The organism is Nocardioides sp. QY071, from assembly GCF_029961765.1.
In the GTDB taxonomy this organism is placed as follows: domain Bacteria; phylum Actinomycetota; class Actinomycetes; order Propionibacteriales; family Nocardioidaceae; genus Nocardioides.
Genome location: NZ_CP124681.1, coordinates 4,139,272 through 4,166,098, shown reverse-complemented (window position 1 = coordinate 4,166,098; position 26,827 = coordinate 4,139,272). Strand labels below are relative to the sequence as shown.

General features: G+C 71.8%; 25 protein-coding genes. 11 read left to right on the top strand and 14 right to left on the bottom strand.

What is annotated here, in order from left to right; genetic code table 11:
- Nucleotides 1-600, top strand: coding sequence for a MazG family protein (locus QI633_RS20050; protein WP_260805827.1), 600 nt, complete (start codon nucleotides 1-3; stop codon nucleotides 598-600).
- Nucleotides 597-2,408, top strand: coding sequence for a neutral/alkaline non-lysosomal ceramidase N-terminal domain-containing protein (locus QI633_RS20045; protein ID WP_282426844.1), 1,812 nt, complete (start codon nucleotides 597-599; stop codon nucleotides 2,406-2,408). Before QI633_RS20050 ends, QI633_RS20045 begins: the two co-directional genes overlap by 4 nt.
- Here the strand turns inward: QI633_RS20045 and QI633_RS20040 are convergent.
- From QI633_RS20040 to QI633_RS20030, 3 genes are all read right to left on the bottom strand, one after another.
- A complete protein-coding gene (locus QI633_RS20040) occupies nucleotides 2,401-3,432 on the bottom strand; it encodes a serine hydrolase domain-containing protein (RefSeq protein WP_282426843.1) in 1,032 nt (343 codons plus the stop codon). The genes QI633_RS20045 and QI633_RS20040 overlap by 8 nt on opposite strands.
- 77 nt (nucleotides 3,433-3,509) lie before the next feature.
- Entirely contained in the window at nucleotides 3,510-4,655 is a 1,146-nt protein-coding gene (locus QI633_RS20035; protein WP_141797755.1) for a P1 family peptidase, read from the bottom strand.
- Nucleotides 4,645-5,277: a TetR family transcriptional regulator gene (locus tag QI633_RS20030; RefSeq protein ID WP_141797756.1), complete on the bottom strand. Its 633-nt coding sequence runs from the start codon at nucleotides 5,275-5,277 to the stop codon at nucleotides 4,645-4,647. Before QI633_RS20030 ends, QI633_RS20035 begins: the two co-directional genes overlap by 11 nt.
- 117 nt (nucleotides 5,278-5,394) lie before the next feature.
- Between QI633_RS20030 and QI633_RS20025 the strand changes: the two genes are divergently transcribed.
- Both QI633_RS20025 and QI633_RS20020 read left to right on the top strand, forming a co-directional pair.
- The gene (locus QI633_RS20025) at nucleotides 5,395-6,816 is read left to right on the top strand and encodes an APC family permease (protein WP_282426842.1); all 1,422 of its coding nucleotides are present in this window, start codon (nucleotides 5,395-5,397) and stop codon (nucleotides 6,814-6,816) included.
- 90 nt (nucleotides 6,817-6,906) lie between these two features.
- Nucleotides 6,907-7,122, top strand: coding sequence for a cold shock domain-containing protein (locus tag QI633_RS20020; RefSeq protein WP_141797758.1), 216 nt, complete (start codon nucleotides 6,907-6,909; stop codon nucleotides 7,120-7,122).
- An 87-nt stretch (nucleotides 7,123-7,209) separates the two neighbouring features.
- On the opposite strand, the gene QI633_RS20015 is transcribed toward QI633_RS20020, so the two are convergent.
- A complete protein-coding gene (locus QI633_RS20015) occupies nucleotides 7,210-7,644 on the bottom strand; it encodes a hypothetical protein (RefSeq protein ID WP_282426841.1) in 435 nt (144 codons plus the stop codon).
- A gap of 92 nt (nucleotides 7,645-7,736) precedes the next feature.
- On the opposite strand from QI633_RS20015, the gene QI633_RS20010 reads away from it, so the two are divergent.
- Complete coding sequence (locus QI633_RS20010; RefSeq protein ID WP_282426840.1) at nucleotides 7,737-9,149, top strand: HNH endonuclease signature motif containing protein; 1,413 nt, start codon at nucleotides 7,737-7,739, stop codon at nucleotides 9,147-9,149.
- A gap of 164 nt (nucleotides 9,150-9,313) precedes the next feature.
- On the opposite strand, the gene QI633_RS20005 is transcribed toward QI633_RS20010, so the two are convergent.
- The 8 genes from QI633_RS20005 to QI633_RS19970 form a co-directional block, all read right to left on the bottom strand.
- On the bottom strand, nucleotides 9,314-9,493 hold the full coding sequence (locus QI633_RS20005; RefSeq protein WP_282426839.1) for a hypothetical protein: 180 nt from the start codon (nucleotides 9,491-9,493) through the stop codon (nucleotides 9,314-9,316).
- On the bottom strand, nucleotides 9,483-10,247 hold the full coding sequence (locus QI633_RS20000; protein WP_282426838.1) for a class I SAM-dependent methyltransferase: 765 nt from the start codon (nucleotides 10,245-10,247) through the stop codon (nucleotides 9,483-9,485). The genes QI633_RS20005 and QI633_RS20000 overlap by 11 nt, the downstream gene beginning before the upstream one ends.
- A 7-nt stretch (nucleotides 10,248-10,254) precedes the next feature.
- Nucleotides 10,255-10,953: a helix-turn-helix domain-containing protein gene (locus tag QI633_RS19995; protein ID WP_141797763.1), complete on the bottom strand. Its 699-nt coding sequence runs from the start codon at nucleotides 10,951-10,953 to the stop codon at nucleotides 10,255-10,257.
- Between the two features lie 39 nt (nucleotides 10,954-10,992).
- Nucleotides 10,993-11,997, bottom strand: a complete 1,005-nt coding sequence (locus QI633_RS19990; RefSeq protein ID WP_141797764.1) for an ABC transporter permease — start codon at nucleotides 11,995-11,997, stop codon at nucleotides 10,993-10,995.
- Nucleotides 11,994-13,511, bottom strand: coding sequence for a sugar ABC transporter ATP-binding protein (locus QI633_RS19985; RefSeq protein WP_282426837.1), 1,518 nt, complete (start codon nucleotides 13,509-13,511; stop codon nucleotides 11,994-11,996). The genes QI633_RS19990 and QI633_RS19985 overlap by 4 nt, the downstream gene beginning before the upstream one ends.
- 24 nt (nucleotides 13,512-13,535) lie before the next feature.
- Complete coding sequence (locus QI633_RS19980) at nucleotides 13,536-14,558, bottom strand: sugar ABC transporter substrate-binding protein (RefSeq protein ID WP_141797766.1); 1,023 nt, start codon at nucleotides 14,556-14,558, stop codon at nucleotides 13,536-13,538.
- Nucleotides 14,559-14,584: 26 nt separating this feature from the next.
- A complete protein-coding gene (locus tag QI633_RS19975) occupies nucleotides 14,585-15,718 on the bottom strand; it encodes a class II histone deacetylase (protein ID WP_282426836.1) in 1,134 nt (377 codons plus the stop codon).
- 106 nt (nucleotides 15,719-15,824) lie between these two features.
- On the bottom strand, nucleotides 15,825-16,907 hold the full coding sequence (locus QI633_RS19970; protein WP_282426835.1) for a LuxR C-terminal-related transcriptional regulator: 1,083 nt from the start codon (nucleotides 16,905-16,907) through the stop codon (nucleotides 15,825-15,827).
- Between the two features lie 202 nt (nucleotides 16,908-17,109).
- Between QI633_RS19970 and QI633_RS19965 the strand changes: the two genes are divergently transcribed.
- On the top strand, nucleotides 17,110-18,735 hold the full coding sequence (locus QI633_RS19965; protein ID WP_282426834.1) for an amidase: 1,626 nt from the start codon (nucleotides 17,110-17,112) through the stop codon (nucleotides 18,733-18,735).
- Nucleotides 18,732-19,463: a gamma-glutamyl-gamma-aminobutyrate hydrolase family protein gene (locus QI633_RS19960; RefSeq protein ID WP_141797770.1), complete on the top strand. Its 732-nt coding sequence runs from the start codon at nucleotides 18,732-18,734 to the stop codon at nucleotides 19,461-19,463. Before QI633_RS19965 ends, QI633_RS19960 begins: the two co-directional genes overlap by 4 nt.
- On the opposite strand, the gene QI633_RS19955 is transcribed toward QI633_RS19960, so the two are convergent.
- On the bottom strand, nucleotides 19,460-19,966 hold the full coding sequence (locus QI633_RS19955) for a MarR family transcriptional regulator (protein WP_141797771.1): 507 nt from the start codon (nucleotides 19,964-19,966) through the stop codon (nucleotides 19,460-19,462). The genes QI633_RS19960 and QI633_RS19955 overlap by 4 nt on opposite strands.
- A gap of 185 nt (nucleotides 19,967-20,151) precedes the next feature.
- Here QI633_RS19955 and QI633_RS19950 point away from each other — a divergent pair, with 185 nt between their 5' ends.
- The 4 genes from QI633_RS19950 to QI633_RS19935 are packed head-to-tail and all read left to right on the top strand — an operon-like array spanning nucleotide 20,152 to nucleotide 25,028.
- Nucleotides 20,152-21,612, top strand: coding sequence for an APC family permease (locus QI633_RS19950; protein WP_282426833.1), 1,461 nt, complete (start codon nucleotides 20,152-20,154; stop codon nucleotides 21,610-21,612).
- Between the two features lie 34 nt (nucleotides 21,613-21,646).
- Entirely contained in the window at nucleotides 21,647-22,999 is a 1,353-nt protein-coding gene (locus QI633_RS19945; protein ID WP_141797773.1) for a glutamine synthetase family protein, read from the top strand.
- A gap of 28 nt (nucleotides 23,000-23,027) precedes the next feature.
- Entirely contained in the window at nucleotides 23,028-23,996 is a 969-nt protein-coding gene (locus QI633_RS19940) for a PDR/VanB family oxidoreductase (RefSeq protein ID WP_222117774.1), read from the top strand.
- A gap of 12 nt (nucleotides 23,997-24,008) precedes the next feature.
- Complete coding sequence (locus tag QI633_RS19935; protein WP_282426832.1) at nucleotides 24,009-25,028, top strand: aromatic ring-hydroxylating dioxygenase subunit alpha; 1,020 nt, start codon at nucleotides 24,009-24,011, stop codon at nucleotides 25,026-25,028.
- Nucleotides 25,029-25,535: 507 nt separating this feature from the next.
- Here the strand turns inward: QI633_RS19935 and QI633_RS19930 are convergent.
- A complete protein-coding gene (locus tag QI633_RS19930) occupies nucleotides 25,536-26,804 on the bottom strand; it encodes a cytochrome P450 (protein ID WP_260805830.1) in 1,269 nt (422 codons plus the stop codon).
- Nucleotides 26,805-26,827: the final 23 nt, after the last annotated feature.

Genomic DNA, 26,827 nt, shown 5'->3' with positions numbered 1-26,827 from the left:
GTGTCCGAGCCGGCGGACGGGGCCGTCGCCGAGTTCGTCGACGTGATGCGGCGGCTGCGGGCGGAGTGTCCGTGGAAGCAGGAGCAGACCCACCGCTCGCTGGTCCGCTACCTGCTCGAGGAGACCTACGAGACCGTCGACGCCATCGACGAGGCCGAGGCGAGCGGCGAGTTCGGCCACCTCGCCGAGGAGCTCGGCGACCTGCTGCTGCAGGTGGTGTTCCATGCCGTGATCGCCGAGGAGCGCGGCGACTTCACGCTCGACGACGTCGCCCGCGGCATCACCGAGAAGATGCGCCGTCGCAACCCGCACGTCTTCGGGAACGAGTCCGGTGATCTCACCGCCGAGCAGGTCGACGAGCGCTGGCAGCGGATCAAGGCCGCCGAGCGCGCGGCTCCTGGCGACCTGCCCGCCGCCCTCCCCGCCCTGCTGTACGCCGACAAGACGCTCGCCCGGCGCGAGCGGGCCGGGCTCCCGGTCGACGTGGCGGCGGACTCGGCGGACCTCGGCGAGCGGCTGCTGGCCCTGGTCGCCGAGGCCCGCGCCGAGGGCGTCGACCCGGAGCAGGCGCTGCGCGACGCCGTCCGGAGGAGGCAGTGACCGCTGCCGGCTGGCTGGTCGGGCGCGGCATCGCGGACGTCACCGGGGAGCCGTGGGGCGTCGGGATGATGGGCTACGGGATGCCCGACCAGCGCACCTGCGGCATCTTGTCGCGCCAGTACGCCCGCGCGTTCGTCCTCGACGACGGCCGGCACCGGACGGCGTACGTCGTCGCCGACATCGGCATGTTCTTCCAGGCCACCGTGGCCGCGATCCACGCGAGCCTCGCCGACCGCTTCGGCACGGCCTACGGCGCGGGCAACGTCGTCCTCACCGCCACCCACACCCACTGCGGGCCGGGTGGGCACGGCCACGACGTGCTCTACAACATCACCACCGGTGGCTTCCGGCCGCGCACCTTCGCGCGGCTGGTCGACGGCGTGGTCGAGGCGATCGCCCGCGCCGATGCCGACCTGGCCCCGACGACACTGCGGCTCACCCGCGGCGAGCTGCACGACGCGAGCGCCAACCGGGCCCGGGCGGCGTTCGAGCGCGACCCGGCCCACGAGCGGGCGCTGTTCCCCGACGGCATCGACCCGCGGATGACCCTGCTGCGCCTGGAGCGCGACGGCGAGCTGGCAGGCGCGATCAGTTGGTTCGGTGTCCACAACACCTCGATGTCCAACAGGAACCTGCTGATCAGCGCCGACAACAAGGGCTGGGCCGCGCACCAGTGGGAGCGGGACGGTGACCTGGTCACCGCGTTCGCGCAGACCAACGCCGGCGACCTGAGCCCCAACCTCGGGCTGCAGCCGGCCACCGGCCCGACGACCGACGAGCGGGAGAACACCCGGATCATCGGCGAGCGGCAGCTGGCGGCCGCGCGCCTGCTGGCCTCGGAGCCGGGCGTGGAGGTGGCGCCACTGGTCGACGTACGGCACCGGTGGGTGCGGCTCGCCGAGCGCGCTGCCGCGCCGGGCCGCACGGGGCGGGCGATCCTGGGCGCGAGCTTCGCGGCCGGCAAGCTCACCGACGGCCCCGGCTCACCGCTGTTCGACGAGGGCCGCCGCAACCCGGTGCCTGCGCGACTCAGCCGGCGGCTCTACCGGCGTCGCCCCGCACTCGCCGCGGCGCACGCGCCCAAGGACCTGCTCCTGCCCGTCGGCAGCCTGCGCTGGGTGCAGGAGACCTACCTGCTCCAGCTGGTCCGGTGGGGCCACCTCCACCTGGTGTGCCTGCCGTTCGAGGTCACCGTCGTGGCCGGGCTGCGGCTGCGGCGCGCCGTCGCCGCCGAGCTCGGCGTCGACGTCGACGACGTCGTGCTACAGGGCTATGCCAACGGCTACGGGCACTACGTCACCACGCCGGAGGAGTACGACGAGCAGCTCTACGAGGCGGGCTCCACGATCTTCGGGCGCCACGAGCTGGCCGTGCTGACCGACGCGGTCGTCGAGCTGGCCGGTGCCCTGCGCACCGGACAGCCCCTCGCGCCGGGGATGCCGCCCGCGCCCCGCCGGCTGCGCTGGACCCTCCCCGTCGGCTCGCCCCGGCTGGCCCGCTCCGGTCCCACGGTGGTGCTGACCTCGCCCGCCACGGCCTCGGTCGGGGAGACGGTCGTCGCGACCTTCCGCACCGACCACCCCAACGCGGTGCTGCGGCCGACGTACCTGCGCGTCGAGCGGCGCGACGGTGACGGCTGGCGCCAGGTCGCCGACGACTCCTCGGCATCGACCACGATCAGGTGGCGGCGCGACCGCGGGCTGCGGTTCACCGCCGAGGTCACCTGGGTGGCCGGCGAGCCGGGGACCTACCGGATCACCTGCGTCGGCAGCAGCGACGCGACCACGCCGCCGGTCGTCGTCAGCTGACCCGTCCGCGGAGTCCCTCGGTCACGACCTGGACCAGGCGCTCGGCGGTGCCGAAGTCGGGGACGAGGCGGTTCTTGGTGAGCGCGAACGACGTCCCGGTGGCGGGATGGGCGAAGGCGCGGCTGCCACCGCCGCCCGGCCAGCCGAGCACTGGCAGCGGGTAGCCCAGCCCGAGGCGGACCCGGTTGCCGAAGACTTGGTCGGTCCCCTCGAAGGCGACCTCCGAGAGCCGCGCCAGCTGGTCGGCTGAGATCAACCGGCCGTCGAGGATCGCGGCGTACATGGTGGCGAGGCCGCGTGCGGTGAAGGTGCCGACCGACGGGACGTCCGCCGTGAGCAGGGCCGGGTCGTTGCCCAGCCCCGCCGTCGGCCGCAGCTCCCACGGCGCGCTCTGGTCGGGTGGTGCGGCGTCCTCGAGGTGGGCCAGCCGGTCCAGATCGGCCGGGGGTACGCCGAACCGCAGCTCGCCGGGCAGGCCCAGCGGTGCGGCGACCCACTCGTGCAGCAGCCGCCCCATGGAGTGGCCGGTGAGCCGGCGGGCGATCTCACCGACCAGGAAGCCGAAGGTGTAGGAGTGGTAGCCCGTCCGGGCGCCGGGGGGCCACCGGGGCTCGGCCGCCGCGATCGCCGTGGCGACGCGCTCCGGGTCGCCCAGGTCCGCCGGCCCGAGGCCGTCGGGCATCGCGGGCACCCCGGCGGTGTGGGTCAGGACGTGGCGCAGCGTCGTCGCCTCCTTGCCGCGCACCCCGAACCCCGGCCACACGTCCGCGACCCGGGTGCCGTAGCCGATCAGGCCGCGGGCGACCAGCAGGTGGGCGATCAGGGCCGACGCGCCCTTGCCCGTGGAGAAGCTGAAGAACAGGGTGTCCGGCGCCACCGGGCGCCCCGTCCGGCTGTCGGCGACGCCCGCGACGGCCTCGACGACCGGCTGGCCGCGATGGTGGACGGCGACCTGCAGCCCGGTCTCCGCCCCGGAGCCGACGAGCTCGTCGAGCACCGACTGGACCCGGCGCTGGAGGACCATCAGGCCTCGAGCCTGGTGGAGCCGTCGAAGGCGCTGGAAGCGGTCATGCCTCTACTGACCGCGGCGTCCCGCGGAAGTCATCGGCCTCGCGCGGTGAGGGCGGCCGGCAGGTCGGCGAGAGCGGCGTGGGGGAGCGCGGGCGTGCGGTGCCCGTCGCGCCCGACCATCTCCTCGTTGACGACCAGCGCGTTGAGCACCGACTCCTCCACGGCCTCGACGACCGCCGTGTAGAACGGGTCGATCGCACCCCAGGGCAGCACCTGCTGCTCGGCCAGCTCGGTCGGCGGCGGGTACAGCTGGCTGCGCAGCCCGGGCGCCGGCGCGGTCGAGAAGGCCAGGAAGATGTCCCCGGAGAAGTGCCCGCCCGCGGTGCCGGTGCGGGCCAGGCCGAGCGGCACCCGCCGGGCCAGCGCCTTGCACTGGTGGGGGAGCAGGGGCGCGTCGGTGGCGACCACGACGATCACCGACCCGGCGCCACCCGGCAGCGTCCCGGAGGAGGCGGGGGCCGCGAGACCGAGGTCGCGGACGAACCAGCCCGAGTCCTCCATCGGGTTGTCCTCGCCGAGGACCTGGCCGATCGGCGTACCGGCGACGACCAGCTCGCGGCGATCGCCGAAGTTGGCCTGGACCAGCACACCGACGGTGTACGTCGTACCCGCGAAGTCGACCTCGCGCGATGCCGAACCGGTGCCGCCCTTGAACGCGTAGCAGTTCATGCCGGTGCCGCCTCCGACCGAGCCCTCGGGCACCGGTCCGGCGGTCGCGGCGTCGAGCGCTGCGCGGGCGTGCTCGGGGCGGACGTGGCCGCCGTTGATGTCGTTGAGGTAGCCGTCCCAGGTCTCGCCGCACACCGGCAGCAGCCACTGCGCCGCGAGCCGCGGGTGGACCTCGTTGACCCACTCGACGACGCCGGTGTGGCAGGCGCCGACCGCGTGCGTGTTGGACAGCAGGACCGGCATGGTGAGGGCGCCGGACTCCTCGATCCAGGTGGTGCCGGTGAGCTCGCCGTTGCCGTTGAGGGAGTACGACGCCGCGGCGCACGGCTCGCCGACGCCGTCACGCCCCCGGGGCAGGATCGCGGTGACCCCGGTGCGTACGGCGGTCCCGCTGACCAGGGTCTCGAGACCGACGGTGACGCCCGGGACGTCGGTGATCGCGTTGTGCGGGCCGGGCCGCCCGGGAAGGGTGAGCAGGTCGCGGGCGCGGGGCTGGTCAGTGGGCACGGATGACCTCTCGTTCGGGAAGGATGTCGGCGCAGCCGGTGGCGAGGCGGGCGTACCCGCAGATCAGTGCCACGGTGCGGTCGTAGTCGAGGGAGCGGATGCCGATGACGATGTGCTCGCCGTACGCGTCCTCGAGCGCGACCAGGTTCTGCGCGATGTCGGTGGCCTCGGAGGTGAGGGCGAAGTGGCCCTGGGCCACGCCGACCTCGAGGATGCCGACGTAGATCGCGACCTGGGTGTCGTAGAGGGCGGCGAACAGGTCGGCATTGTCCTCGCGCAGCCGAAGGTGCCCGTCGAGCTGGTAGAGCGCGCCGACCAGGTCGTCGTCGGGGGAGGACGGCAGGCCGCCGCGGATGGTGGCGACCAGCTTGTCGCGGGCGTCGGGGTACTGGGTGACCAGCGAGAGCCGGTCGTCGTAGAACCGCTTGCGAGCCCGGGCGTGGACCTCGTTGAGCAGGCCCTGCACGTCGTCGAAGTAGTAGTGCACGGTGCCGGTGGAGACGCCTGCGCGCGCCGCGACGTCGCGGATCCTCAGGCCGGCGGCCCCGACCTCGCGCAGCACCTGGAGGGCGGCCGCCACGATCTGGTCGCGCCGCTGCTCCTGGTCCTTGAACCGTGCCACCCCGTGCCTCCTCGCTGCTCTTCCTGACGCTTCGTCAGGAATGCAGAGGTTACAGATTGCCTATTGACAGCGGTATCCAATCAGTTCTTTGATTCAGCGTCAAAGAAAAGGGGTGCCATGTCCGAGCTGCACCAGGCCGTCTCCGCCGGCCGCTACGAGCAGGAGCTCGCGCGATCGCTGTCGATGCGCGAGAACATCCTCATCACGCTGTCGTCGGTGACGCCGGCCTCCAGCGTCTTCATCATCGTCCCGGCGATCCTGCTGGGCGTGGGCGGCGCCTCGGTGCTCACGCTCGGGCTCGCGGCGCTGGCCGCGGTGCTCGTCGGCATCTGCTACGCCGAGCTGTCCGCGACGTACCCGGTCACCGGCGGCGAGTACACCTGGGCCGCCCGCCTGCTCGGCCGTCCCCTGGGGTTCGGCACCTTCATGCTCACGATGGTCAACGGGATCCTGATCATCGCCGTGATCGCGCTCGGCACCGGCGACTACCTGAGCGCCGCCTGGTCGGCGCTCGACGGGGTCTGGGTCGGCGCGGTCGTGATCGTCGCGACCACGGTCGTCGCCGCTCTCGACATCCGCACCAACGCCTGGGTGACCGGCGTCTTCCTCGCGACCGAGCTGCTCGCGCTCGTCGTACTCACCGTCCTCGGCTTCCTCCACCCCGAGCGCGGCCCGGGCGCCTTCCTCTCCGCGCAGACCGCGGGCGACCACGGTCTCCAGACCGTCGGCGTCGCCGCGATCATCGCGCTGCTGCCGGTCGCGCTCTTCGCGTTCAACGGGTACGGCGCCGCGGTCTACTACGTCGAGGAGACCAAGGACGCCAACCGCACCATCGGCCGCGTCATCCTGGTCTCGCTGGTCGTGACCGCGCTGGTCGAGATCATCCCTCTCGCCGCCGTTGTGATCGGCGCCCCCAGCATGGAGGCGCTGCTCGGCAGCGACGCCCCGATGAACTACTTCCTGCTCGAGCGCGGTGGCTCGGCCCTCAACACCGCCGTCAGCGTCGGCATCGCGCTCGCCATCGTGAACGCGGTCATCGCCGTGATCATCCAGATCGCCCGACTCGTCTACGCCTCGGCCCGCGACCGCTCCTGGCCCGGCCCCGTCGACGACGTCCTCGGCCGGATCCACCCCCGCTTCCGCTCGCCCGTCAACGCCACCTTCCTCGTCGGCGCCCTCTCCACCCTGACCGCCGTGTTCATCCCGCTGTCGTGGCTGATCACCGCCACCGGCGCCTCGGTCGCCCTGGTCTACCTCGTCGTCGGCGCGTGTGCCCTGCGGCTGCGGCGGCCCGGCGCGGCCTCCTCGCGCGGCTACCGGATGCCCCTGTGGCCGCTCCCGCCCGTGCTGCTCGTCGCGGGGATGGTCTACGTCTGCGTCGAGGTCGGCCGGGACGCGCCGTCCCAGCTGGTCATCGGGCTCGTGACGGTCGCGGTCGGGGTCGCCTACTACTTCGGGTTCATCCACCCGCGGCGTGGGGACCGGTGGACGTTGCCGGACCCGGTGGAGGAGGAGATCGAGGGAGGCGCGGCTTCGTGACGAGGTGGCCGGTTGGGTGACCGGATCTGCCGATATCGGGGCTAGTTCTGGTCATGGGACGCGCGTACACCGGTCGCCTAGGCTCACGCTATGAGAGTCCAGGGAACAGTTCGCCTGTGGCATGACGAGGAGGGCTGGGGCGTCTTTGATTCGCCCGAGACGCCGGGGGGATGCTGGGCTCACTTCAGCGCCGTTGATGTGCCGGGCTTCAAGACCTTGAAGCCCGGCGACCGCGTCGACTTCGACTTCGAGGCGGCCGATCAGGACGGGTTCGCCTTTCTCGCGAACAACGCGCGCCCGATCTGATCCCGCAGCGATGAAAGCTAATGCTGCTGTCGGGGCGGAGCGCCCGATCATGCCGCGTTTCGCTCAACGCCTATCGGCGGGGTCGGGCTATGCCGTGGGGGGAGGTGCCTCGCCACGCAAGATGGCGAGTCGGTTGGGCGGCGCATCGACGGCGAGGAACTCTGGGATGGTGCGATCGTCGCGGTTCGGTCGGGACAAGAACTCGACCGGCCATTCGGTGACCCGCTCCTGCCTGACGTGCCGGTAGTCCCCGGCTTCAGTTTCGTCGATGTACTCAACTTGTCGCACTAGGGCCAGCGGCTCTTTGGCTCCGACCAACCTCGCGGATGCTGCCTTCGCCTCCTCGTAGGTGCCGAACGCGTAGAAGTAGTCGTCTTCGTCGGCGACGTCTTCGGTGCCCCGGCCCAGATAGCACCAGACGCGGTACTCCAGAACTTCGTCCCACACGTAGCCGCCGCCCGCATGAGCACGGGCCGGGTACTTGCCAACCATCTCTGGATCGACCGCCGCCGGGAAGGGCACGTCCCAAGGATTCCACGCGATGTCTTGAGACATCACAAGGAGACGGCTCGGGCATCCTTGTGTTCGAACACATGTTCGAGTAGAATGAGCGCATGTCTTCTCCCGGGACGCTCGACCAGGCCACTGCTGTGGTCGAGCGTGCCGCGGAGCTGGCCGGTTGGAACTGGGACAGTGTGACGGGCCCGGAGGCGGTGGCGGTGATGGAGTCGATCGTCGCGGCACGGTCGTTCCTGGACGCCGCCCTGTTGCGGGGGATCGACCGGCTCGAAGCGACCGACGCGCTACATCCGTTGGGGTGGGCGTCGGTCAAGGACTTCCTGACCCACCTGACCGGTGGTCACAAGGGCACCGGTGGTGGGCTGGTCCGGACCGTCGAGCAGCTGCGTGATCTCCCCGAGGTCCAAGCGGCCCTCGAGACCGGACGGGTGACGTTACCCCAGGCTCGGGCGATCGCGGCCAAGGTCCACACCCTGCCCCGGGTGCACGAGTTCCGCACCACTGTCGCCGCACGGATGCTCGACCTGGTCGACACCCATGGCCACGACGCCAGTGATCTGCAGACCGCGTTCGGTGACGTGGTGCGCGACCTCGACCCCGACGCCACGGTCGTGAACAGTGAGAAGGAGAAGGCCAAGGCCGAACGCGGCGCCCACCACGCCCGGCATCTCTCGTTCGCCGAGGACGGCCACGGCGGGGTCAGGGTCAAGGGCTACGGCACGGCGGAGGACGCCGAGAGGATCAAGGCCACCCTCCACCCCCTCGCAGCGCCCGTCACCACCGAGCCCGGTGCGTGTGGCGGCGTGAACCGCCGACCCGGCCAGGCGATGTTCGACGAGGACGGTGTCGCCACCGCGGCGCCCTGCCTGACCCCGGGCTGTGGGCACGACGGTCGCGACCCGAGGGAGGCCGGTGCCCGGTTGTGGGACGCCCTGGTCGACGTGTGTGACCGGCTCGCCGCGACCGACGACCAGCTACCGCGTGACCACGGTGCCAAGCCCCGCGTGGTGGTGCTCATCGACCAAGACTCACTCGAGCAGAAGGTCATTGACGCCGGTCTTGCCCGCAACGGGCAGACCCCGACCGGGGCCCGGTTCTCCGCGACCGCCGTACGCCGGATGGCCTGTGACGCCGAGATCATCCCCGGCGTCCTCGGCGCGCACGGCCAAGTGCTCGACGTCGGCCGCGCCCAACGTCTGGTCACCGCGGCGATCTGGACGGCACTGCTCATCCGGGACCGGCACTGCGCGTTCCCCGGCTGCACCCGGATGCCGCTGGCGTGCGATGCCCACCACGTCGTCCACTGGGCCGACGGTGGCCCCACCAGCCTCGACAACCTCGTGATGCTGTGTCGCCACCACCACGTCCTCATCCACCAGACGCCCTGGGCGGTCCACATCGACCACGACACCGGACACCCCGTCTGGACCCCACCACCCCGGCGCACGCTGGACGACCACCGCAAGGCAGGGATCGTCTACCGACCAGCACAACCACGAGCGGCCTGACATCCGGGAGCTGAGGGACCGGCGTAGTCCCGGGTGCCTACGCTGGCGCGGTGGAGGTCTTCTTGCTCTGGCACGTCCGGCACGCCGGGAACTCGGACGTTTCTCCGACCGAGCACCGCGACGCCGACGGAGAGCTGCTCATCGACGAGGACTGACGACGGACCTCAGCCGTGCGGCAACCCCGTCACCGGTACGACGACCCGCTCCATCTCCTGCCCGCCGTCACACGTCATCAGCGCGACCGTGGCCAGGCCGTCCCGCTCGCTGACCACCTCCCAGTGGCCACCGGACAGGATCCAGCGGTCGAGCGCGGCCCGTGCGGGATCGGAGCCGTCAGCGGACACCGGACCCTGCCCACGCCGTCGCCGACATCGTGAACGGCCCGTCGCCGAGCTCGGTGCGGAGGAGGTCGACCACCCGTTCCTGCTGCTCGGGAGAAAGTGCGTCGAACGCGACCCCGGCAGTCCCGACCCCGAAGGTGTAGGGCTCCCACCACTCGTCGAAGGTGGCGAACGGGACGGTGACGGTCAGTGGCACCTCGGTGACCTCGCGCAGGCCCGCGGCGACCATCAGCGCGGCCAGGTCGCCGGCGTTGGATCCAGGGAGCGCTGCCTCGTCGGTGACGGTGGGGTCGACGGCGAGGACGGCGCGCCAGAATGCCGACAGGGGGCCGGTGCCGCCGCCGTGGTCCCACACGCAGGCGCTGACCCGGCCGCCGGGGCGGGTCACGCGCCGCATCTCGGCAAGGCCGGCAGGAGCGTCCGACATGAAGTGCACGACGAGCTGGGCGAGGGTGGCGTCGAAGGACTCGTCGGGGAAGGGGAGGTCCTCCGCCGACGCCCGGCGTACGTCGGCATCCGGGTGGGCGGCAGCGGCGGCGGCCACGAAGGTGGCGACCGGGTCGACGGCGGCGACCCGGGCGGCGCCCTGTCGTCGTACGAGCTCGGCGGTCAGCATCCCCGGACCGCACCCGACGTCGAGAACGGCCGCGGACGCGCCGACGCCGGCGAGGCCGACGTCGGCGAACAGCGGCGCGAGGGGAGTGGAGAACCTCCCCATGAAGCTGATGTAGGCGTCCGCCACCTCGAACATGGCCATGCCGCGATCATTCTCCGCTGCCGGGTGCTTGTCCATCGGTCCGCACGGTCACGCAGCAGTGCCCGGGGTCGGGCTCGAGGTGGGCGGTGACACCGGTGCAGCCGAGCCCGTCGGCGACGCCCTGGACGAAGGACCGGTTGAGGCCGCAGACGAGGGCGGTGTGCTTCTGGGCGAGCGCGTCGAAGGGGCAGTTCGCCAGGCACACCGCTTCGGGTGAGACGGAGGGCTCGTAGCCCTGGCCGGAGAGCACCGCGGCGAGGTCGGACAGCCCTGGATGAGCGGCCACGCCGGAGGCCTCGCCCGCCACGGACCGCCCCTCGGCGTGCGCGGACGCGGCGAGCGCCGCGTCGAGGTCCTCGCCCGCGCCGGCCCGGGCGACCGCCGCGGCGAGGATGTCGCCGACCAGGTCGTAGCGCCGGGGCGGGAGGGTGACCGCGAACTCGCGGGTCGCGCGCCGGTAGAGCTTGCTCGGCCGTCCGGCCCCCGGCCCGCTGCGCCCGCTGAGCCGGCGGAACTCCACGTCGAGCAGGCCCTCCTCGGCCAGCCGGTCGAGATGGAAGCTCACCGTGTGCTTGGGGATGTCGAGGGCCGCGGCGGTCGCGTCGCGTCCGACGGCGTCGGGCTGCCCGGCGACGTATTCGTAGAGGGCGCGCCGGGTCGGGTCGGCGAGTACGCCGATCGCGACGGCACCGGTCTCGAGGTCCACGCGAAGATTCTAAAACAGACTTCGCTTCGTGGAAGAGGGTCAGGTGGTCGCGGCCTCGGCGAGCGGCCGGCGTGGAGCGGTGGGCCGCACCGCGGCCAACGCCTCGAGCCGCGGCGCGAGGTAGGCCAGGCCGGCCGCGACGACGAGCGCGAGACCCTGGGCGACCTGCTGCCAGAAGGTCGGCACGCCGACCAGGGTCAGCCCGTTCTGCAGGATGCCGAGGAAGGCCACGCCGAGCACCACGCCGAACAGCGTGCCCGAGCCCCCGGTGAGGGCGACGCCGCCGACCAGGACCGCGGTCAGCACGGCGAGCTCGAAGCCGCTGCCCGCCGTACCCGACTGCACGGCGCCGAGCACCGAGGCCTTGATCGCGCCGGCCAGCGCGGCGCTGGCGCCGGTGGCGAGGAAGAGGGCGAAGGGGACGGTGCGGACCCGCACGCCGGAGAGGTACGCCGCCTCGCGGGAGACGCCGATCGCGTAGATGTGCCGCCCGACCGGGGTCAGCGCCAGGATCGCCCCGGCGACGAGCACCACGACCAGCGCGATCACGACCGGCGACGGCAGCCCGGCGACCTTCGCCCCGCCGAGCCACGCGAACGAGTCGCCGAAGCTGGTCAGCGGCAGCGGCGCGAACTGCTGGGCGAGGCCGCGGACGGCGGTGAGCGTGCCGAGGGTGACGATGAACGGCGAGAGCCCGACCACGCAGCACAGGAACCCGTTGACCGCGCCGACCGCCAGCCCGGCGAGCAGCGAGAGCAGCACGCAGGTGAGCAGGCTGCCGCCGTGCTCGGAGGCGAGCCAGCCGGCGGCGACCGCGCCGAGCGCGTAGGTCGAGCCGACCGACAGGTCGAGGTAGCCGCTGATGACCAGCAGCGCCGAGGGCACCGCGACGATCGCGAGGGTCGCGCTGTCGGTGGCGATCCCGAGCAGGTTCTGGCTGCCGACGAAGCTGCCGGTCGCGAGCTCGAAGCCGATCGCCATCGCGACGATGACCGGGATCAGCGGGTAGCGCGCGAGCTGGCGCAGGTTGAGGGAGGCGTTCATGACAGGTGCTCCTGGAGGTCGGTCTGGATCTCGGTGTCGGCCTGGTGGACCGCGTGCAGCAGGGCGTCCTCGTCGAGGGTGTCGCCGGCCAGCTCGCCGATGACCCGGCCGTCCTGCATGACCAGCGCGCGGTCGGCGAGGGCGACGATCTCCTCGGGGTCGGTGGAGGCGAAGACGACCGCCGTACGACGCTCCGAGGCGATCGTGCGCACCACCTTGTAGATCTCGTGGCGGGCCCGGACGTCGACGCCCTGGGTCGGCTCGTCGAGCAGCAGCACGGTGGTGGGCAGGATGCCGTTGATCCAGCGGCCGAGCAGCAGCTTCTGCTGGTTGCCGCCGGAGAAGGCGCGGGCCGGCGCGTTCGGGGTCGCGGGGTGCACGGCCAGCGACGCGGCGAGCCGCTCGAAGGCCTCGGCCTCGGCCCGTCGCCGGCGCAGCCCGAAGGTGGACAGCACCCCCTGCGCCGGGAGCAGCGCGTTGTCGAGCGCGCTCAGCGAGGCGAACAGGCCCTGCCGACCGCGGTCGCCGGGCACCAGCGCCAGGCCGGCGGCGAGGGCGGCGCGGGGCGTCGCCCGTCGTACCTCCCGGCCGCCGACGGTGATCGAGCCCTGCCGGGCCCGCCGGCCGAAGATCATCTCCAGCGTGCGGGTGCGACCGGAGCCGATCAGCCCGTAGAGACCGACGATCTCGCCGGGCCGGACCTCGAGGTCGACCGGGCCGATGCCCGGGCCGGTGAGGCCGCTGACCCGCAGCTGCGGGGGATCGGCGTCGTGCACGGGGCCGGCCGGCGGCAGGTCCGCGGGCGGCTCGGCGATCGCCTCGATGATGTCGCGGCGGGTCTTGCCCTCCAGCGACGTCGCGACGTGCACCTTCCCCTCGCGCAGCACCGTCATCCGGTCGGCCAGCCGCTCGACCTCGCCGAGCAGGTGGGTGACGTAGCAGATCGCCAGGCCCTGCTCCTGCAGCGAGCGGACCGTGCGCTCCAGGGCGCCGATCTCGTGCGAGGACAGGGCAGCGGTCGGCTCGTCGAGGACGAGAACGACCGGGTCGCGCGAGAGCGCCTTGGCGATCTCGACCAGCTGCTTCTGGCCCATCGGCAGGTCGCCGACCCGGCTGTCGACCGACGACGTCGCCCCGAGCCGGTCGAGCAGGCGGCGCGCCGCCTCCCGCTGGCTGCTGCGGTCGACGAGGCCGAGGCGCCGGTGCTCCTGGCCGAGGAAGATGTTGTCGACGACCGAGAGCGAGTCGACCAGGCTGAGGTGCTGGAAGATGATCGCGATGCCGGCGTCGATCGACTGCCGCGGGGTGAGCCCCGCATGGCTGCGACCGCCCACCTCGATGGTGCCGCCGTCGGGGTGGAAGGCCCCGCCCAGCGCCTTGATCAGGGTGGACTTGCCCGCGCCGTTGTGGCCGAGCAGCGCGTGGACCTCACCGGCCTCGATGGTGAGGTCCACGCCCTGCAGCGCGTGCACGCCGCCGAAGGACTTCCGGAGCCCGGTGACCCGCAGTGTCATGACCGACTACCTGTCCCGTCCCGCTCAGCCGTACTGCGCGATGATCTCGTCGAGCAGCGCGTCGCCCTGCTTGACCAGCGTGATCGGTACGTCGGTGCTGGCCTCGGCGTCGCTCTTGCCGTCAGCCACCGCCAGCGGTACGTCGATGACCGCGTTGCCGATGTCGCGCAGCTGCAGCGCGGCCGAGGCCCGGTAGAAGGTGCCCTTCTTGATCAGCTCGAGCGAGCCCAGGTCGCCGTCCTGGCCGCCGACGTAGGTCTTCGCGTCGGTCTCCGAGCGCCCCGACTCGACGAGTGCCTTGTAGCCGCCGAAGGCCGCACCGTCGGTGATGCCGAGGATGACGTTGACGTCGGGGTGCTTGGCGAGGATCGCCTTGGTCTTGGTCAGCGCGGTGTCGGGGTCGATCGCCTGCTCGCGGCCGACGACCTCCATGTCCGGCGCAGCCTTGGTGAAGGCGTCGATCATGCCCTTGGTGCGCTCGATGCCGAGCTGGATGGTGTCGTCGACGAGGAAGGCCACCTTGCCCTTGCCGCCGAGGGCCTGGTTGGCCCAGGCCGCCGCGTCCTCGCCGAGCTTGCGACCGCCCTCCTCGAAGCTGAAGGTGATCGAGGCGCTCTGGTTCTTCAGGGTGCCGCCGTAGGTCACCCAGATGATGCCCGCCGACAGCGCCTTGGCGGCCTGGGTCTCGAGGGCCTCGAAGACCATCGGGAAGGACACGATCGCCGGCACCTTCTTGGCGATCAGCGTGTCCAGGTTGGACGCCTGGACGTCCGGCTTGCCGTTGTCGTTGGTCTGCTCGAGCGAGACGCCCTTCTCCTTGGCCCGCTCCTTGGCGAACCTGGCGACGCCGGCGTAGACGGGCAGGAAGGTGAACGGGTAGTCCCAGGCGACGGTGTCGACGTCCTTGCTGGACTTCGCGACCTTGTCGCCGGAGGCCTTGGTGCTGGACGGTGCGCTGCACGCGGAGGCGAGGACCGCGGCCCCGATGCCGCCGGTCCAGGCGAGGAAGCTGCGACGGTCGACGGACTTCTTCACGACTGCGTTCATGGTGGTGCTCCGATCGGGTGGAGGGGTCACGAACCGGCGCGGACGCCGGCGTGGATGTCGTCGAGGAGGGGCACGACCTGGTCGATGACGGCGGTCTGGTGCGGCTGCAGCTCGAGCCCGGCCATGCCGCCGAAGATCGGCTCGTAGGGGTCGGTGAGCGGCTCGGTCACGCCGGCGAGCGCCTCGATCACCGCCAGGCCGCAGAACGGGACGTAGACCGGGTTGTAGCCGCCCTCGTGACTCATCGCGAGCCGCCCCTCGCAGTGCGTTGCCGCGAGGTCGAGCAGTCGCTCGGTCATCGCGCGATAGCTGCTGCTGGTCAGCGCCTGCCGCGAGAGCGGGTCGGTCGCGTTGGCGTCGAAGCCGCTCGCGACCAGGATCAGGTCCGGCCGGAACCGGTCGACCGCCGGTGCCACGACCCGGTCGAAGGCGGAGAGGTAGCCGCCGGTGCCGGTGCCCGGCGGGAGCGGCACGTTGACGGCGTACCCGAAGCCCGCGCCCTCGCCGCGCTCGGTGACGAAGCCGGAGTCCGGCGGGAACACCCGGTCCTGGTGCAGCGAGATGGTCAGCGTGTTCGGGTCCTCCCAGAACGTCTTCTGGGTGCCGTTGCCGTGGTGGACGTCCCAGTCGAGGATCGCGATCCGCTCCACGCCGTGGGTACGACGTACCGCCCGGGCCGCGATCGCGAGGTTGCCGAACATGCAGAAGCCCATGCCGGTGGCGGGCTCCGCGTGGTGTCCCGGCGGCCGGATCAGCGCGTACGCGTTGTCGACCCGGCCCTCGACGACCGCCGTGGTCGCCTCGATCATGCCGCCGGCGGCGAGCCGCCCGATCTCGATGCCGCCCGGCCCGAACGGGCTCAGCCCGTCACCCGAGTCGCCCCCCTTGGGCTGCTCGCTCCCGGCCTTGATCCGGGCGAGGTGCTCCTCGGTGTGGACCGCGAGGATCTCCTCGTCGGTGGCCTTGCGCGGCTCGAGCCGGGTGAGGTGGTCGATCGTGCCGGAGACGACGACCAGCTCGTGGATGCGGCGCTTGGTCTCGGCGTTCTCGAAGTGCTGGAACGGCTGGATGCCGGCGCGGTGGTCGGCGGGGAAGAGCCCCACGTTGGTTCCGGTGTCGTGCCAGCCGAAGAGCTCGTGGTACAGGTAGCCGGTCGCCATCGCGCCTCCCGGGGATACGGCGCCGGTGGTTCCGGCGCGGTCCCGCAATCGTGGGACCGCGGTGTGACGTGGGTCATTGGCAGAAATGCCAGTCTTGGGGCGTCCGTCAGGCGATCGGCTGCTGCAGCACCCGCGCCAGCGATCGGACCGACGCCGGGTCGGCCGACGGGAGCAGCACGCCGGCCGCGGTCGCCTTGGCGGCCGCACCCGCGCGCGACGGGCTGCCCAGCCGGGCCAGGATGGCCTCGACGTGGGCGGCGACGGTGCGCTGGGTCAGGCACAGCTCGTCGGCGATCTCGCGGTTGCCGGCGCCGGTCGCGACGGCGGTGAGCACCTCGAGCTGGCGCAGGGTCAGCCCGAGGGTGGACGCGGCGGGGCGGGTGGCGACGGTGCAGGGCTGGCGCATCGCGGCCCGGCCCGACGGGCAGTGCACCCGGACCTCGATCAGCCGGCCCGCCTGCTGGTGCAGGAAGGTCGCGAAGCGGGTGCCGCTGCCCAGGATCGATCGGACGATGCCGAGCAGCTCGTCGTCGAGCGCGGCGTGCAGCGGCGCGCGGCCGACCACGGGCGTGGCCCGGCCGGCGGCGTCGAGCCGGACCACGGCGTACTCCCGGGGCAGCGTCACGTCGGGGGTCGAGCAGGTCGCGACCGTGGTCAGCCGGGCGAAGGCGCGGCCGAGCGGCGGCAGCGCGCCGGTGAGCTCGGGCGCGAAGTCGCGGGTGCTGCGGGCGGACAGGTGCAGCATCCCGACCAGGTGCGTGCTGGAGTCGCGCAGCGCGAGGGAGATGCCGTCGTCGTAGCCCGCCGGGTGGAGCACGTCGAGGTAGTGCGCGGAGCGGCGGAAGTCGTAGGGGTCGTCCTCGTCGATGCGCAGCCCGCCGGTCGCGGCGAGCACGCGTCGTCCGTGCGGCGACGTCGCCAGGTCGGCGCACAGGTGCTGGGAGACCTCGGGGGAGTAGCCCACGCTCGCGACGGTCTGGAAGGAGGGCGCCTGCGGGTCGTCGGCGTCGGTGAGAGCCGTGTCGAGCTGGCAGGCGGCGGCGCCGAGGTCGCCGGCGAGCCGCTCGAGCAGGCGGGGCGCGGCGGTGGTCGCCTCGTCGGGCGTGGCCAGGGCGGCCAGGTCGCCGAGGAGGTCGATCAGGCGGTCCGAGACGGGGTGCGGGGCGCTCGCCCCGGTGGGTGCGTCCATGCTCCCCCCACGGTGACGGACAGGTTGGTTCGGGTCCTCACGGTAGAGATCCCGGGGAGGGCTGGCAAGGGTCCCGGGTGAGTGGTCCGACAGGCGGGAAGGGGCTTGCGGAGGTGATGGTCGCCACCTTACGTTCGGACCCGAACAAAGATCGTTCGTACCAAAACGATCTCTGGTGAAGGGTCGAAAGGACGAACTCTCCATGGCCAACGTCTCCCGCCGCACCGTCGTGACGGGCGCCACCGCCGCCGGCGTCGCGCTCGGCGCCCTCGCCTCGACAGGTGGGCCTGCCGAAGCCGTGCCCGACGTAGCGTGGCCTGCTGTGAAGCGACCCTCCGACCTGAGCCGCATCGTGTGGTGGTCAGCCGCCGAGCTCTCCTCAGCGATCCGGCGCCGCAAGGTCACCTGCGTCGAGGTGATGACCGCCTACCTCGACCACATCGCCGCGGTGAACCCGTCCGTCAACGCGATCGTCGCGCTGCGCCCCCGCGCCGAGCTGCTCGCCGAGGCGGCCGCGAAGGACGCTCTGCTCGCCGAGGGCACCTACCAGGGCTGGATGCACGGCTTCCCCCAGGCCGTGAAGGACCTCGCCAACGTCAAGGGCCTGCCGACCTCGGCCGGCTTCTTCGGCCGGCCCGGCGTCCCCGCCGCGCCGCCGGCCGCCGCCGACTCGCTCTTCGTCGAGCGGGTCCGCGCCGCGGGCGCGATCTTCATCGGCAAGACCAACACCCCCGAGTTCGGTCTCGGCTCGCACACCTACAACAAGGTGTTCGGTACGACGCTCAACGCCTACGACCAGACCCGCTCCGCCGGCGGCTCCAGCGGCGGCGCGGCCGTCGCCGTCGCGCTGCGGATGCTCCCGGTCGCCGACGGCAGCGACTTCTTCGGCTCGCTGCGCAACCCGCCGGGATGGAACAACGTGCTCGGCCTGCGTCCGTCGTACGGACGCGTGCCGGGTGCGGGCAACGAGCAGTTCGTCCAGCAGGGCGGCACCGAGGGCCCGATCGCCCGGGACGCCCGCGACCTCGCGCTGCTGCTCGCCACGATGTCCGGGTACGACGTCCGGGCGCCGCTCGCCATCGAGCAGGACCCCGAGCCGCTGGCGAAGGTGCGCCGCTCGTCCCTGCGCGGCGCGAGGATCGCCTGGCTCGGCGACCTCGGCGGCTACCTGCCGATGGAGCCCGAGGTGCTCGAGGTGACCGGCGCCGCGGTCGAGCGGATGCGCTCGCTGGGTGCCACCGTCGACGAGCTCGACGGCCTCCCGGCCGGCCCCGGCTTCGCCGGCAACGCCGACCTGTGGCCGACCTGGCTGGTGTTCCGGCACTGGATCAGCGGCGGCCTGAACAAGCCCGTCTACGACAACCCCGCCTGGCGGCCCTACCTCAAGCCCGAGGCGGTCTACGAGATCGACGGCCTGCTCAGCGGCGCCGACGGCAACCCCGCGCTCACCGGCCTCGACGTCTGGAACGCCTCGGTCAAGCGCACCGGGCTCTACAACGCCTTCCGGGTGCTGTTCGAGAAGTACGACTACGTGCTGCTCCCGACCGCCCAGGTGATGCCCTTCGACGCCGACCTCGAGTGGCCGGCCGAGGTCAACGGGGTCCCGATGTCCAGCTACCACCGCTGGATGGAGGTCACCGCCATCGGCACGCTCCTCGGCGCCCCGACGCTGGCCATGCCGGCCGGCTTCGGCTCCTCCGGGCTGCCGATCGGCCTGCAGGTCATCGGCCGCAACCACGACGACGCGGGCGTCATCGAGCTCGCCGCCGCCTGGGAGCGCGACACGCGCTTCGTCGAGGACCACCTGCCCGCCCTGGTCGCGCCATGAGCCGCCGCCCGCTGATCGCCGTCCCGGCGCGGTTCTCCGAGTCCGCGTCGGCGCTGCGCTACCGCGCCGACGTGACGGCCCGCGCTCTCGCCGAGGCGGTGTACGCCGCCGGCGGCGAGCCGCTCGTGGTGCACCCGGTCGCCCCGGGCGCGCAGGTCGACGACGCCGAGGTCGCCGCCCGCCTCTGGTACGCCGACGGCGTGCTGCTGCCCGGCGGGGGCGACCTGGCCGCGCGGTGGGCGGGCCAGGAGGCGCACTCGACGGAGTACGACGTCGACGAGGAGCAGGACGCCTTCGACCTCGCCGTCGCCCGCCACGCCCTCGGCACCGGCCTGCCGCTGTTGGCGATCTGCCGCGGCAACCAGGTCGTCAACGTGGCGCTGGGAGGCGACCTGATCCAGGACCTGGGGGAGCGCACGCACCGCCACGTCGTCCACGAGATCGCCGTGGAGCCCGACTCGCTGCTCGCGGGCATCGTCGGGACCTCGCCGAGCATCTCCTGCTACCACCACCAGGGCATCGGACGTCCCGGCGCGGGCCTGCGGGCCGTCGCCGAGTCCGCCGACGGCGTCATCGAGGCCGTGGAGCTGGCCGGCGCCCAGGGCTGGTACCTCGGCATCCAGTGGCACCCCGAGGACACCGCGGCCACCGACCCGGCCCAGGCCGGGCTGTTCCGTGCGCTGGTCGACGCGGCGCGGGACCGGGCGCTGGTCCAGGGGCGGCCCTAGTCCGCGTCCTGGCCCTCGACCGCGTTGACGACCTCGCGCAGGGTCTTGGTGAAGGTGGTGACCTTGCGGTCCGAGAGCTGGCTGATGATCTCCGACTCGACCGCGTTGAACTCGGGGTAGAGCTGCTCCATCAGGCTGATCCCCTCGGGGGTCAGCCGGAGCCGGACCAGGCGACGGTCGTTGTCGTCGCCCTCGCGCGCGATCAGGCCGCGCGCCTCGAGCGTCTTCACGACGCCGGTCAGGGTGGCCTTGGAGATGTCGGCCGACTCGGCCACGTGACGGGTCTCCATGCCGTCCCAGATCCAGACCACCCACAGCACGACGAACCCGGTCCAGGTCATGTCGTGCTGGCGCAGCACCCGGTTGGTCAGCTCGCTGCGCACCGCGTTGGCGGCGCGGAACAGGTTCGACAGGGCGTTCGCGGCGGCGAAGTCCAGGGGGAGTGCGCCCACGTGGTCCTTCATCGCGCGCTCGGTCTCCTCGAGCGTGTGGCGGTCCGGCATGCGGGTCAGCGTAGCCATGACCTCGGTCTGCCGAGATCGTTTGGGGGCAAACATTCTTCGGAAAACCTCCTCCGGGGGTCTGGTGCCGTGGGTCACATTGCGGCTATCGTACGGATCCGAACGATCCGGCGAAAGGGTTGCCGGGCACCGCCGGCCCCGGCCGCGCGTACAGCGAAGGAGTCCCGATGTCGGACACCGTCAACACCACACTCCGCAGGAATGCGCTCGGCGTCGGGGCGATCGTCTTCCTGGTCCTGGCAGCGGTCGCGCCGCTGACCGGCATGGTGGTGGTCGCCTCCCTGGCGATCGCCCTGGGCAACGGAGGGGGTACGCCGTTCGCGTTCCTCGCCGTCGCCGTCGTCCTGCTGCTCTTCGCGATCGGCTACGGCAAGATGTCGAGCGAGCTGGTCAACGCGGGCGGCTTCTACGCCTTCGTCGTCAAGGGCCTCGGCCGTCCGGCCGGCCTCGCCGCCGGCTTCATCGCGATGCTCGGCTACAACTTCTTCGTCGTCGGCACCATCGGCACCAGCGGCTTCTTCATGAAGATCGTGATCGCCGACAAGACCGGCCTCGACATGCCCTGGCTCTTCTGGGGCCTGGCCTCGATCGCGGTCTGCTACCTGATGGCGCTGCGCGGCGTCGACTTCAGCTCGAAGATCCTCGGCGTCTCGCTGGTCCTGGAGACCTCGATCCTGATCGTCTTCGACGTCGCCGTGCTGTTCAAGGACGGCTACTCCTTCTCGGCGTTCTCCTTCGACTCGATCACCTCCGGCTCGCTCTCGATCGGCCTGCTGCTCGCCGCCACCGGCTTCCTCGGCTTCGAGGCGACCTCGCTGTTCAGCGAGGAGGCGAAGAACCCGCTCACCACGGTCCCGCGGGCGACCTACGTCGCGATCACCCTCATCGGCGTCATCCTCGGCGTCACCACCTGGGCCGTCGTCAGCGCCACCGGCGTCGCGCAGGCGCAGGACACCGCGATCGCGCACCTGCCGACCGGCGACCTGGTGTTCAGCCTCGCCGACACCTACATCGGCGGCTTCCTGACCGACGTCATGAACTGGCTGCTGCTGGTCAGCCTCTTCGCCGCGATGCTCGCCTTCCACAACTCCTCGAGCCGCTACATCTTCTCGCTGGGCCGGGCGCGGATCCTGCCGCAGGTGCTCTCGAAGACCGGGCCCAGCGGTGCGCCGTACGTCGCCAGCACGGTGCAGGCCGCCTTCGCGGTCACCGTCGCGGTGATCTTCGCGATCGCCGGCGCCGACCCGATCCTGACCGTCGTCCCGAGCATGCTCGGCTTCGGCACCCTGGCCATCCTGGTCCTGCAGGCGCTCGCCGCGCTGTCGATCGTGGTCCACTTCCGCCGCAAGAACGACCCGCGGATCGGCTCCACCCTGATCGCGCCCGGGCTCGGCTTCCTCGGCCTGTGCTTCGCCGTCGCGCTCGCCTTCAAGCACTTCGAGATCGTCGCCGGATCCGACTCCAAGGCGGTGAACTCGCTGCCGTGGCTGCTGGTCGCGGCGCTCGTCGGCGGCATCGGCTACGCCCTCTACCTGCGCAACTCCCGGTCGTCGGTCTACGACGCCCTGTCGAGCGACCTGGAGCGCTTCGACGACCACCTCGCCACCGACGCCGCCCCCGGCCGATGATGGACCTGATGAGAGAGACGAACGGAGACTGACCGTGGAGCACATCGACGAGAACGCCCTGCGCGTGGCTGCCCAGCAGTTCGCAGAGGACGGGATCGACGTCGTCCGCATCGGCTACAGCGACCTGATCGGCACCGAGCGTGGCCGGGACGTCCTGGCCAACCGGTTCGACCGGACCGTCGGCGACGGGGTCGCCTTCTGCCGCTCGGTCTACGCCACCTCGCCGATGGGCGATGTCATCGACATCGCCGGCGGCCTGTCTGCGGGGCTGCCCGACATCGTCGTGGTCCCCGACCTCGCCACGGCGCGTGCGGTGCCGTGGGAGCCGGGCGTCGCCCACGTCATCGGCGACGTCTACAACCCGGACGGCTCCTCGTCCGAGGAGAGCCCGCGCCAGGTGCTCAAGCGGGTCATCGACCGGTTCGCCGAGCTGGGCATGAACCCCGTGGTCGGCCCGGAGCTCGAGTTCTACGTCCTCGAGGAGGACGAGACCAAGCCCAACGGCTGGCGCCGGTACGGCGACGCCACCGGCAACGTCTACGTGGCCGGCCTCAAGGGCGACCCGGAGAACACCCTGCTCTCCTCGCTGCGCGAGCTGTCGGCGTACGGGCTCGACGTGGTGGCGGCCAACCACGAGTTCTCGGGCGGCCAGTTCGAGATCAACCTGTGGCACTCCGACGCGCTCGACGCCGCCGACCGGGCCTTCCGGTTCAAGACCGCCGTGCAGGAGATCTCGCGGCGCCGCGGCAAGATGGCGACCTTCATGGCCAAGCCGTTCAACGACGAGGGCGGCTCCGGCTTCCACATCCACTTCAGCACCACCGACGCCGAGGGCAAGCCGCTCTTCGACGACCCGGACGGCGACGACGGGCTGTCGGAGATCGGCCGTGCGGCGATCGCCGGCGTGCTCGCCCACGCCCCGGCGCTGGCCGCGCTGCACAACCCGACGGTCAACTCCTACAAGCGGTTCGGGCCCGACACGCTCGCGCCGTGGCTGGTCGACTGGGGGCTCGACAACCGCAGTGCCATGGTCCGCATCCCGCCCGAGCGCGGTCGCGCCTCGCGGATGGAGCTACGTCTCGGCGACGCCTCCGCGAACCCCTACCTCGCCATCGCCAGCCTGCTCGCGGCGGCGTACCTCGGCATCCGCGACAAGCTGACGCCGCCGGCCAAGCTGGAGGGCTACGGCTACGACCCGACCAAGGCCGACCGGCTGCCGTCCGACCTCGCCACCGCGATCGACGCCCTCGAGGAGGACAAGGACCTGGCCGACATCCTCGGCCCGGCGTTCGTCGAGACCTTCGTGGCCTACAAGCGCAACGAGCTGGAGCGGTTCAGCCAGTGGGTGACCGACTGGGAGTTCCGGGAGTACGCCTACCACCTGTGAGGTGGGCGGCGAGAGGGGAGAGAAGCTCGTGACGACGCAACCGATCGTGCGGGAGTTCGAGGCGGACCTGACGGTGGTCGCCGCCGTCGAGGCCGCGACCGACGTGGTGACGCTGACGCTGGCCGCCGAGGACGGCACGGCACTGCCGCCGTGGACGCCCGGGGCCCACATCGACCTGGTGCTGGGGGAGGACCTGGTCCGCCAGTACTCCCTGTGCGGCAGCCCCGCCGACACCCGCTCCTACCGGGTCGGGGTGCTCCGCGCCCCCGACAGCCGGGGCGGCTCCAAGGCCGTGCACGCCGAGCTGCACGAGGGCGCCACCGTCCGGGTGCGCGGCCCGCGCAACCACTTCCCGATGGTCGCCTCCCCGCGCTACCTGTTCATCGCCGGCGGCATCGGGATCACGCCGATGCTGCCGATGATCGCCGAGGCCGAGGCCTCCGGCGCCGACTGGCGCCTGGTCTACGGCGGCCGGTCACGCTCGTCGATGGCGTTCCTCGACGAGCTGGCGGCGTACGGCGACAAGGTGACCCTCCTCCCGCAGGACGAGGCGGGCTTCCCCGACCTCGACGCGCTGCTCGGGGCGCCGGCGCCGGGCACGCTGGTCTACACCTGCGGCCCGACCGGACTGCTCGACGCGGTCGAGGAGCGGTGCGCCGCCTCCTGGCCGGCCGGCAGCCTCCACCTGGAGCGCTTCTCGGCCAAGGCACCCGCCGCCGACGAGCAGGACTCGGCCTTCGAGCTGGTCCTCCAGCGCTCCGGTCTCACCCTCGAGGTGCCCGCCGACAAGTCGATCTTCGAGGTCTGCCGCGAGGCCGGTGTCAGCGTCGTCGGCTCCTGCCTCGAGGGCGTCTGCGGCACCTGCGAGACCGAGGTGGTCGAGGGCGACGTCGAGCACCGCGACTCCATCCTCAACGAGGAGGAGAAGGAGTCCAACGAGTTCATGATGATCTGCGTCTCCCGCTGCCGCGGCGAGAGCCTGACGCTCGACCTCTGACGGGAGCCTGAGATGAGAGACCGCAGCACCGGTTACCCGCGCAACGCCTGGTACGCCCTCGCCGCGTCCGGCGAGGTCGGCGAGGCGCCCTTCGGGACCCGCGCGCTCGACACGCCCGTCGTCCTGTTCCGGGTGTCCGACGGCAGCGTCGTCGCCCTCGGCGACCGCGACGCCCATCGCCCCTACCCGCTCAGCCTCGGCCACGTCGACGGCGACACGATCGTGTCCGGCTACTCCGGCTTCGCCTACGACCGCACCGGCGCCTGCGTCCGGGTCCCCTCCCAGGCCCAGGTGCCCTACGGCGCCCGGGTGCCGTCGTACCCGGTCGTCGAGGAGGGCGACCTCGTCTGGGTCTGGCTCGGCGAGCCCTCCCTGGCCTCGCTGCGCTCGCCGGTCTCCACGCCGTGGCTCACCGATGCCGCGTGGGAGAGCTTCGGCGGCGCGTGGGAGACCGCGGCCGGCGTCGGCCTGCTGCACGACAACTTCGCCGACATCACCCACGTCGCCGTCGTCGACCCGGTCATCTCGCCGCCCGCGCTGACCGGCGTCGCCCCCGCCCTCGAGGTGGAGCTCACCGAGACCACCGTCCACTTCCACCGCGACTGGCCCGCCGCGCCCCTGCCCGAGTGGCAGGCCAAGATCTCCGGCGCGTCCACCACGGCGTCGTACCCGCAGCGCGAGGAGGGCGCCTTCCTCGCCCCCGGCCTGTGGGCCGACCGCTGGGACGTGCTGCTGCCGGCCGAGGAGGGCGGCACCCAGACCTTCCGGTTCACCCACGCCGTCACCCCCGTCGACGAGCGCCACACCCGCCACCTGTGGCGGGTGAGCCGCAACTTCGCACCCGGGGCCGAGGCCTCCGAGATGCTGCGGCCGATCTTCGAGTCGTACTACCTCAAGGTGCGCGAGATCCTCGAGACGATGCAGCAGGTCATCGACCGCGACGGGTACGGCGAGGACGTCAACGTCGCCGCCGACCTGGCCGCCCTGCAGGTGCGCAAGATCCTGCGGCGGTTGGTGGCTGACGAGGGCTGAGGCCCCTTGTAACTAAGTGTTACGTCGCGCATTTCGGTGCGACAGCGCCCGGGTAGTGGCCAGAGCGCCCGGGTAGTCGCGCCGGCGTCCCGCTGGTCCGCTCGGTTCGGCCGTGCCCTTGTGCGCAGGCAACTACCTCGGTGCTGTGGCTACTACCCGGGCGCTGTGGTGGGGCAATTCACGACGTAACACTTAGTTACAAGTGAGGACGGGCGTGGGGCGCTGGCCCCACGGCCGGCGGACCTCACCGGCGTCGATCGGATCAGCCGGCTTCATCCGATCCGCGCCGATCCCGTGTAATACGTTGTTCGCCGGACCGCTCGCCACCTCTCAGCAGAATCCGGCTCGAGCGGGCCCGGTTCGCTGACAAACCGACGGGTAGTCGCGTGGACGGCGTGTTACTTGCGCTCGCACGGCCCCACGCTGCCGGAGAGGCACCGAGGCCCCGCCACCCGGTCGGGGCGGCGGGGCCTCGGTCCGTCTCGCAGGGAGCGGGGGAGCTGGTCGTCAGTCCTTGGTGGTGACCTTGACCGGCAGCGTCTTGATGCCGTTGACGAAGTTGCTGCGCACCCGGCGGACATCGCCGTTCAGCTCGATCGAGGCGAGCCGGGGGATCAGCTCCTCGAACATCAGCCGGATCTCCATGCGGGCCAGGTTGTTGCCCATGCACAGGTGGGGGCTGCCCTTGCCGAAGGTGACGTGGTCGATGTTCTTGCGGGTGACGTCGAAGTCGTAGGGGTTCTCGAAGACGTCCTCGTCGCGGTTGCCGGAGGCGAACCACATGACGACCTTGTCGCCCTCCTTGATCTCCTGGCCGCCCAGCTCGACGTCGCGGGTGGCGGTACGACGGAAGTGGTAGACGGGGGAGGCCCAGCGCAGGAACTCCTCGACGGCGTCGGGGATGAGCGACGGGTCGGCCTGCAGCTTGGCGAGCTGCTCGGGGTGCTCGATCAGGGCGAGCATCGAGTGGGTGATCGTGTGGCGGGTGGTCTCGTTGCCGGCGACGACGAGGAGCAGGAAGTACGAGTCGTACTCCGAGGCCGACATGGCCTGGCCGTCCTCGGGGATCTTGTTGACCAGCTGGCTGACCAGGTCGGTCCCTTCTCCACCGCGCCGCCCGGCGGCGAGCTCGCGGCCGTAGTCGAAGACCTCCTGCGAGACGGGGGAGCGGAACGGCAGGTGCTTGTACTGCTCGCTCTCCGCGTCGGAGATCAGGATCTTGGCGTGCTCGGGGTCGGAGAACCCGATGATCTCGTTGCCCCAGTCGATGAGCTGGCCGGTCTTCTCCTGGGGTACGTCGAGCAGCCGGGCCAGCACCTGGATCGGGAAGTCCGCGCTGACGTCCTCGACGAAGTCGAACTCGCCCTTGGCCAGCGCCGCGTCGACGGTGGCGCGGGTGATGTCGCGCAGCAGGTCCTCGTAGTTGCGCATCAGGTTGGGGCGGCTGAACTCGCGCGAGATGAGCTTGCGCAGGGCGCGGTGGCGCAGGCCGTCCATCTCGAGGATGGAGCGGCGGGCCTCCTGCAGCTCGGGCTCGACCTCCTCGAGGTTCACGAAGTTGGTCGACGTGAACGTCTCCGGGTCCTTGTCGACCTCGCAGATGTCGGCGTGCTTGGTGACGGCCCAGAAGCCGTGGCCACCGTCGGTCTCGCGCTGCCAGAACACCGGGGCCTCCGCGCGGAGGGTGTCGAGCATGCCCCAGGCCTCGGGGCCGGCGAAGCGGTCGAGGTCGACCAGGTCGACCTGGTCCAGCGGGACGTACGGCGGCTTGTCCACGGCGAATCTCCATCCGTTCAGGT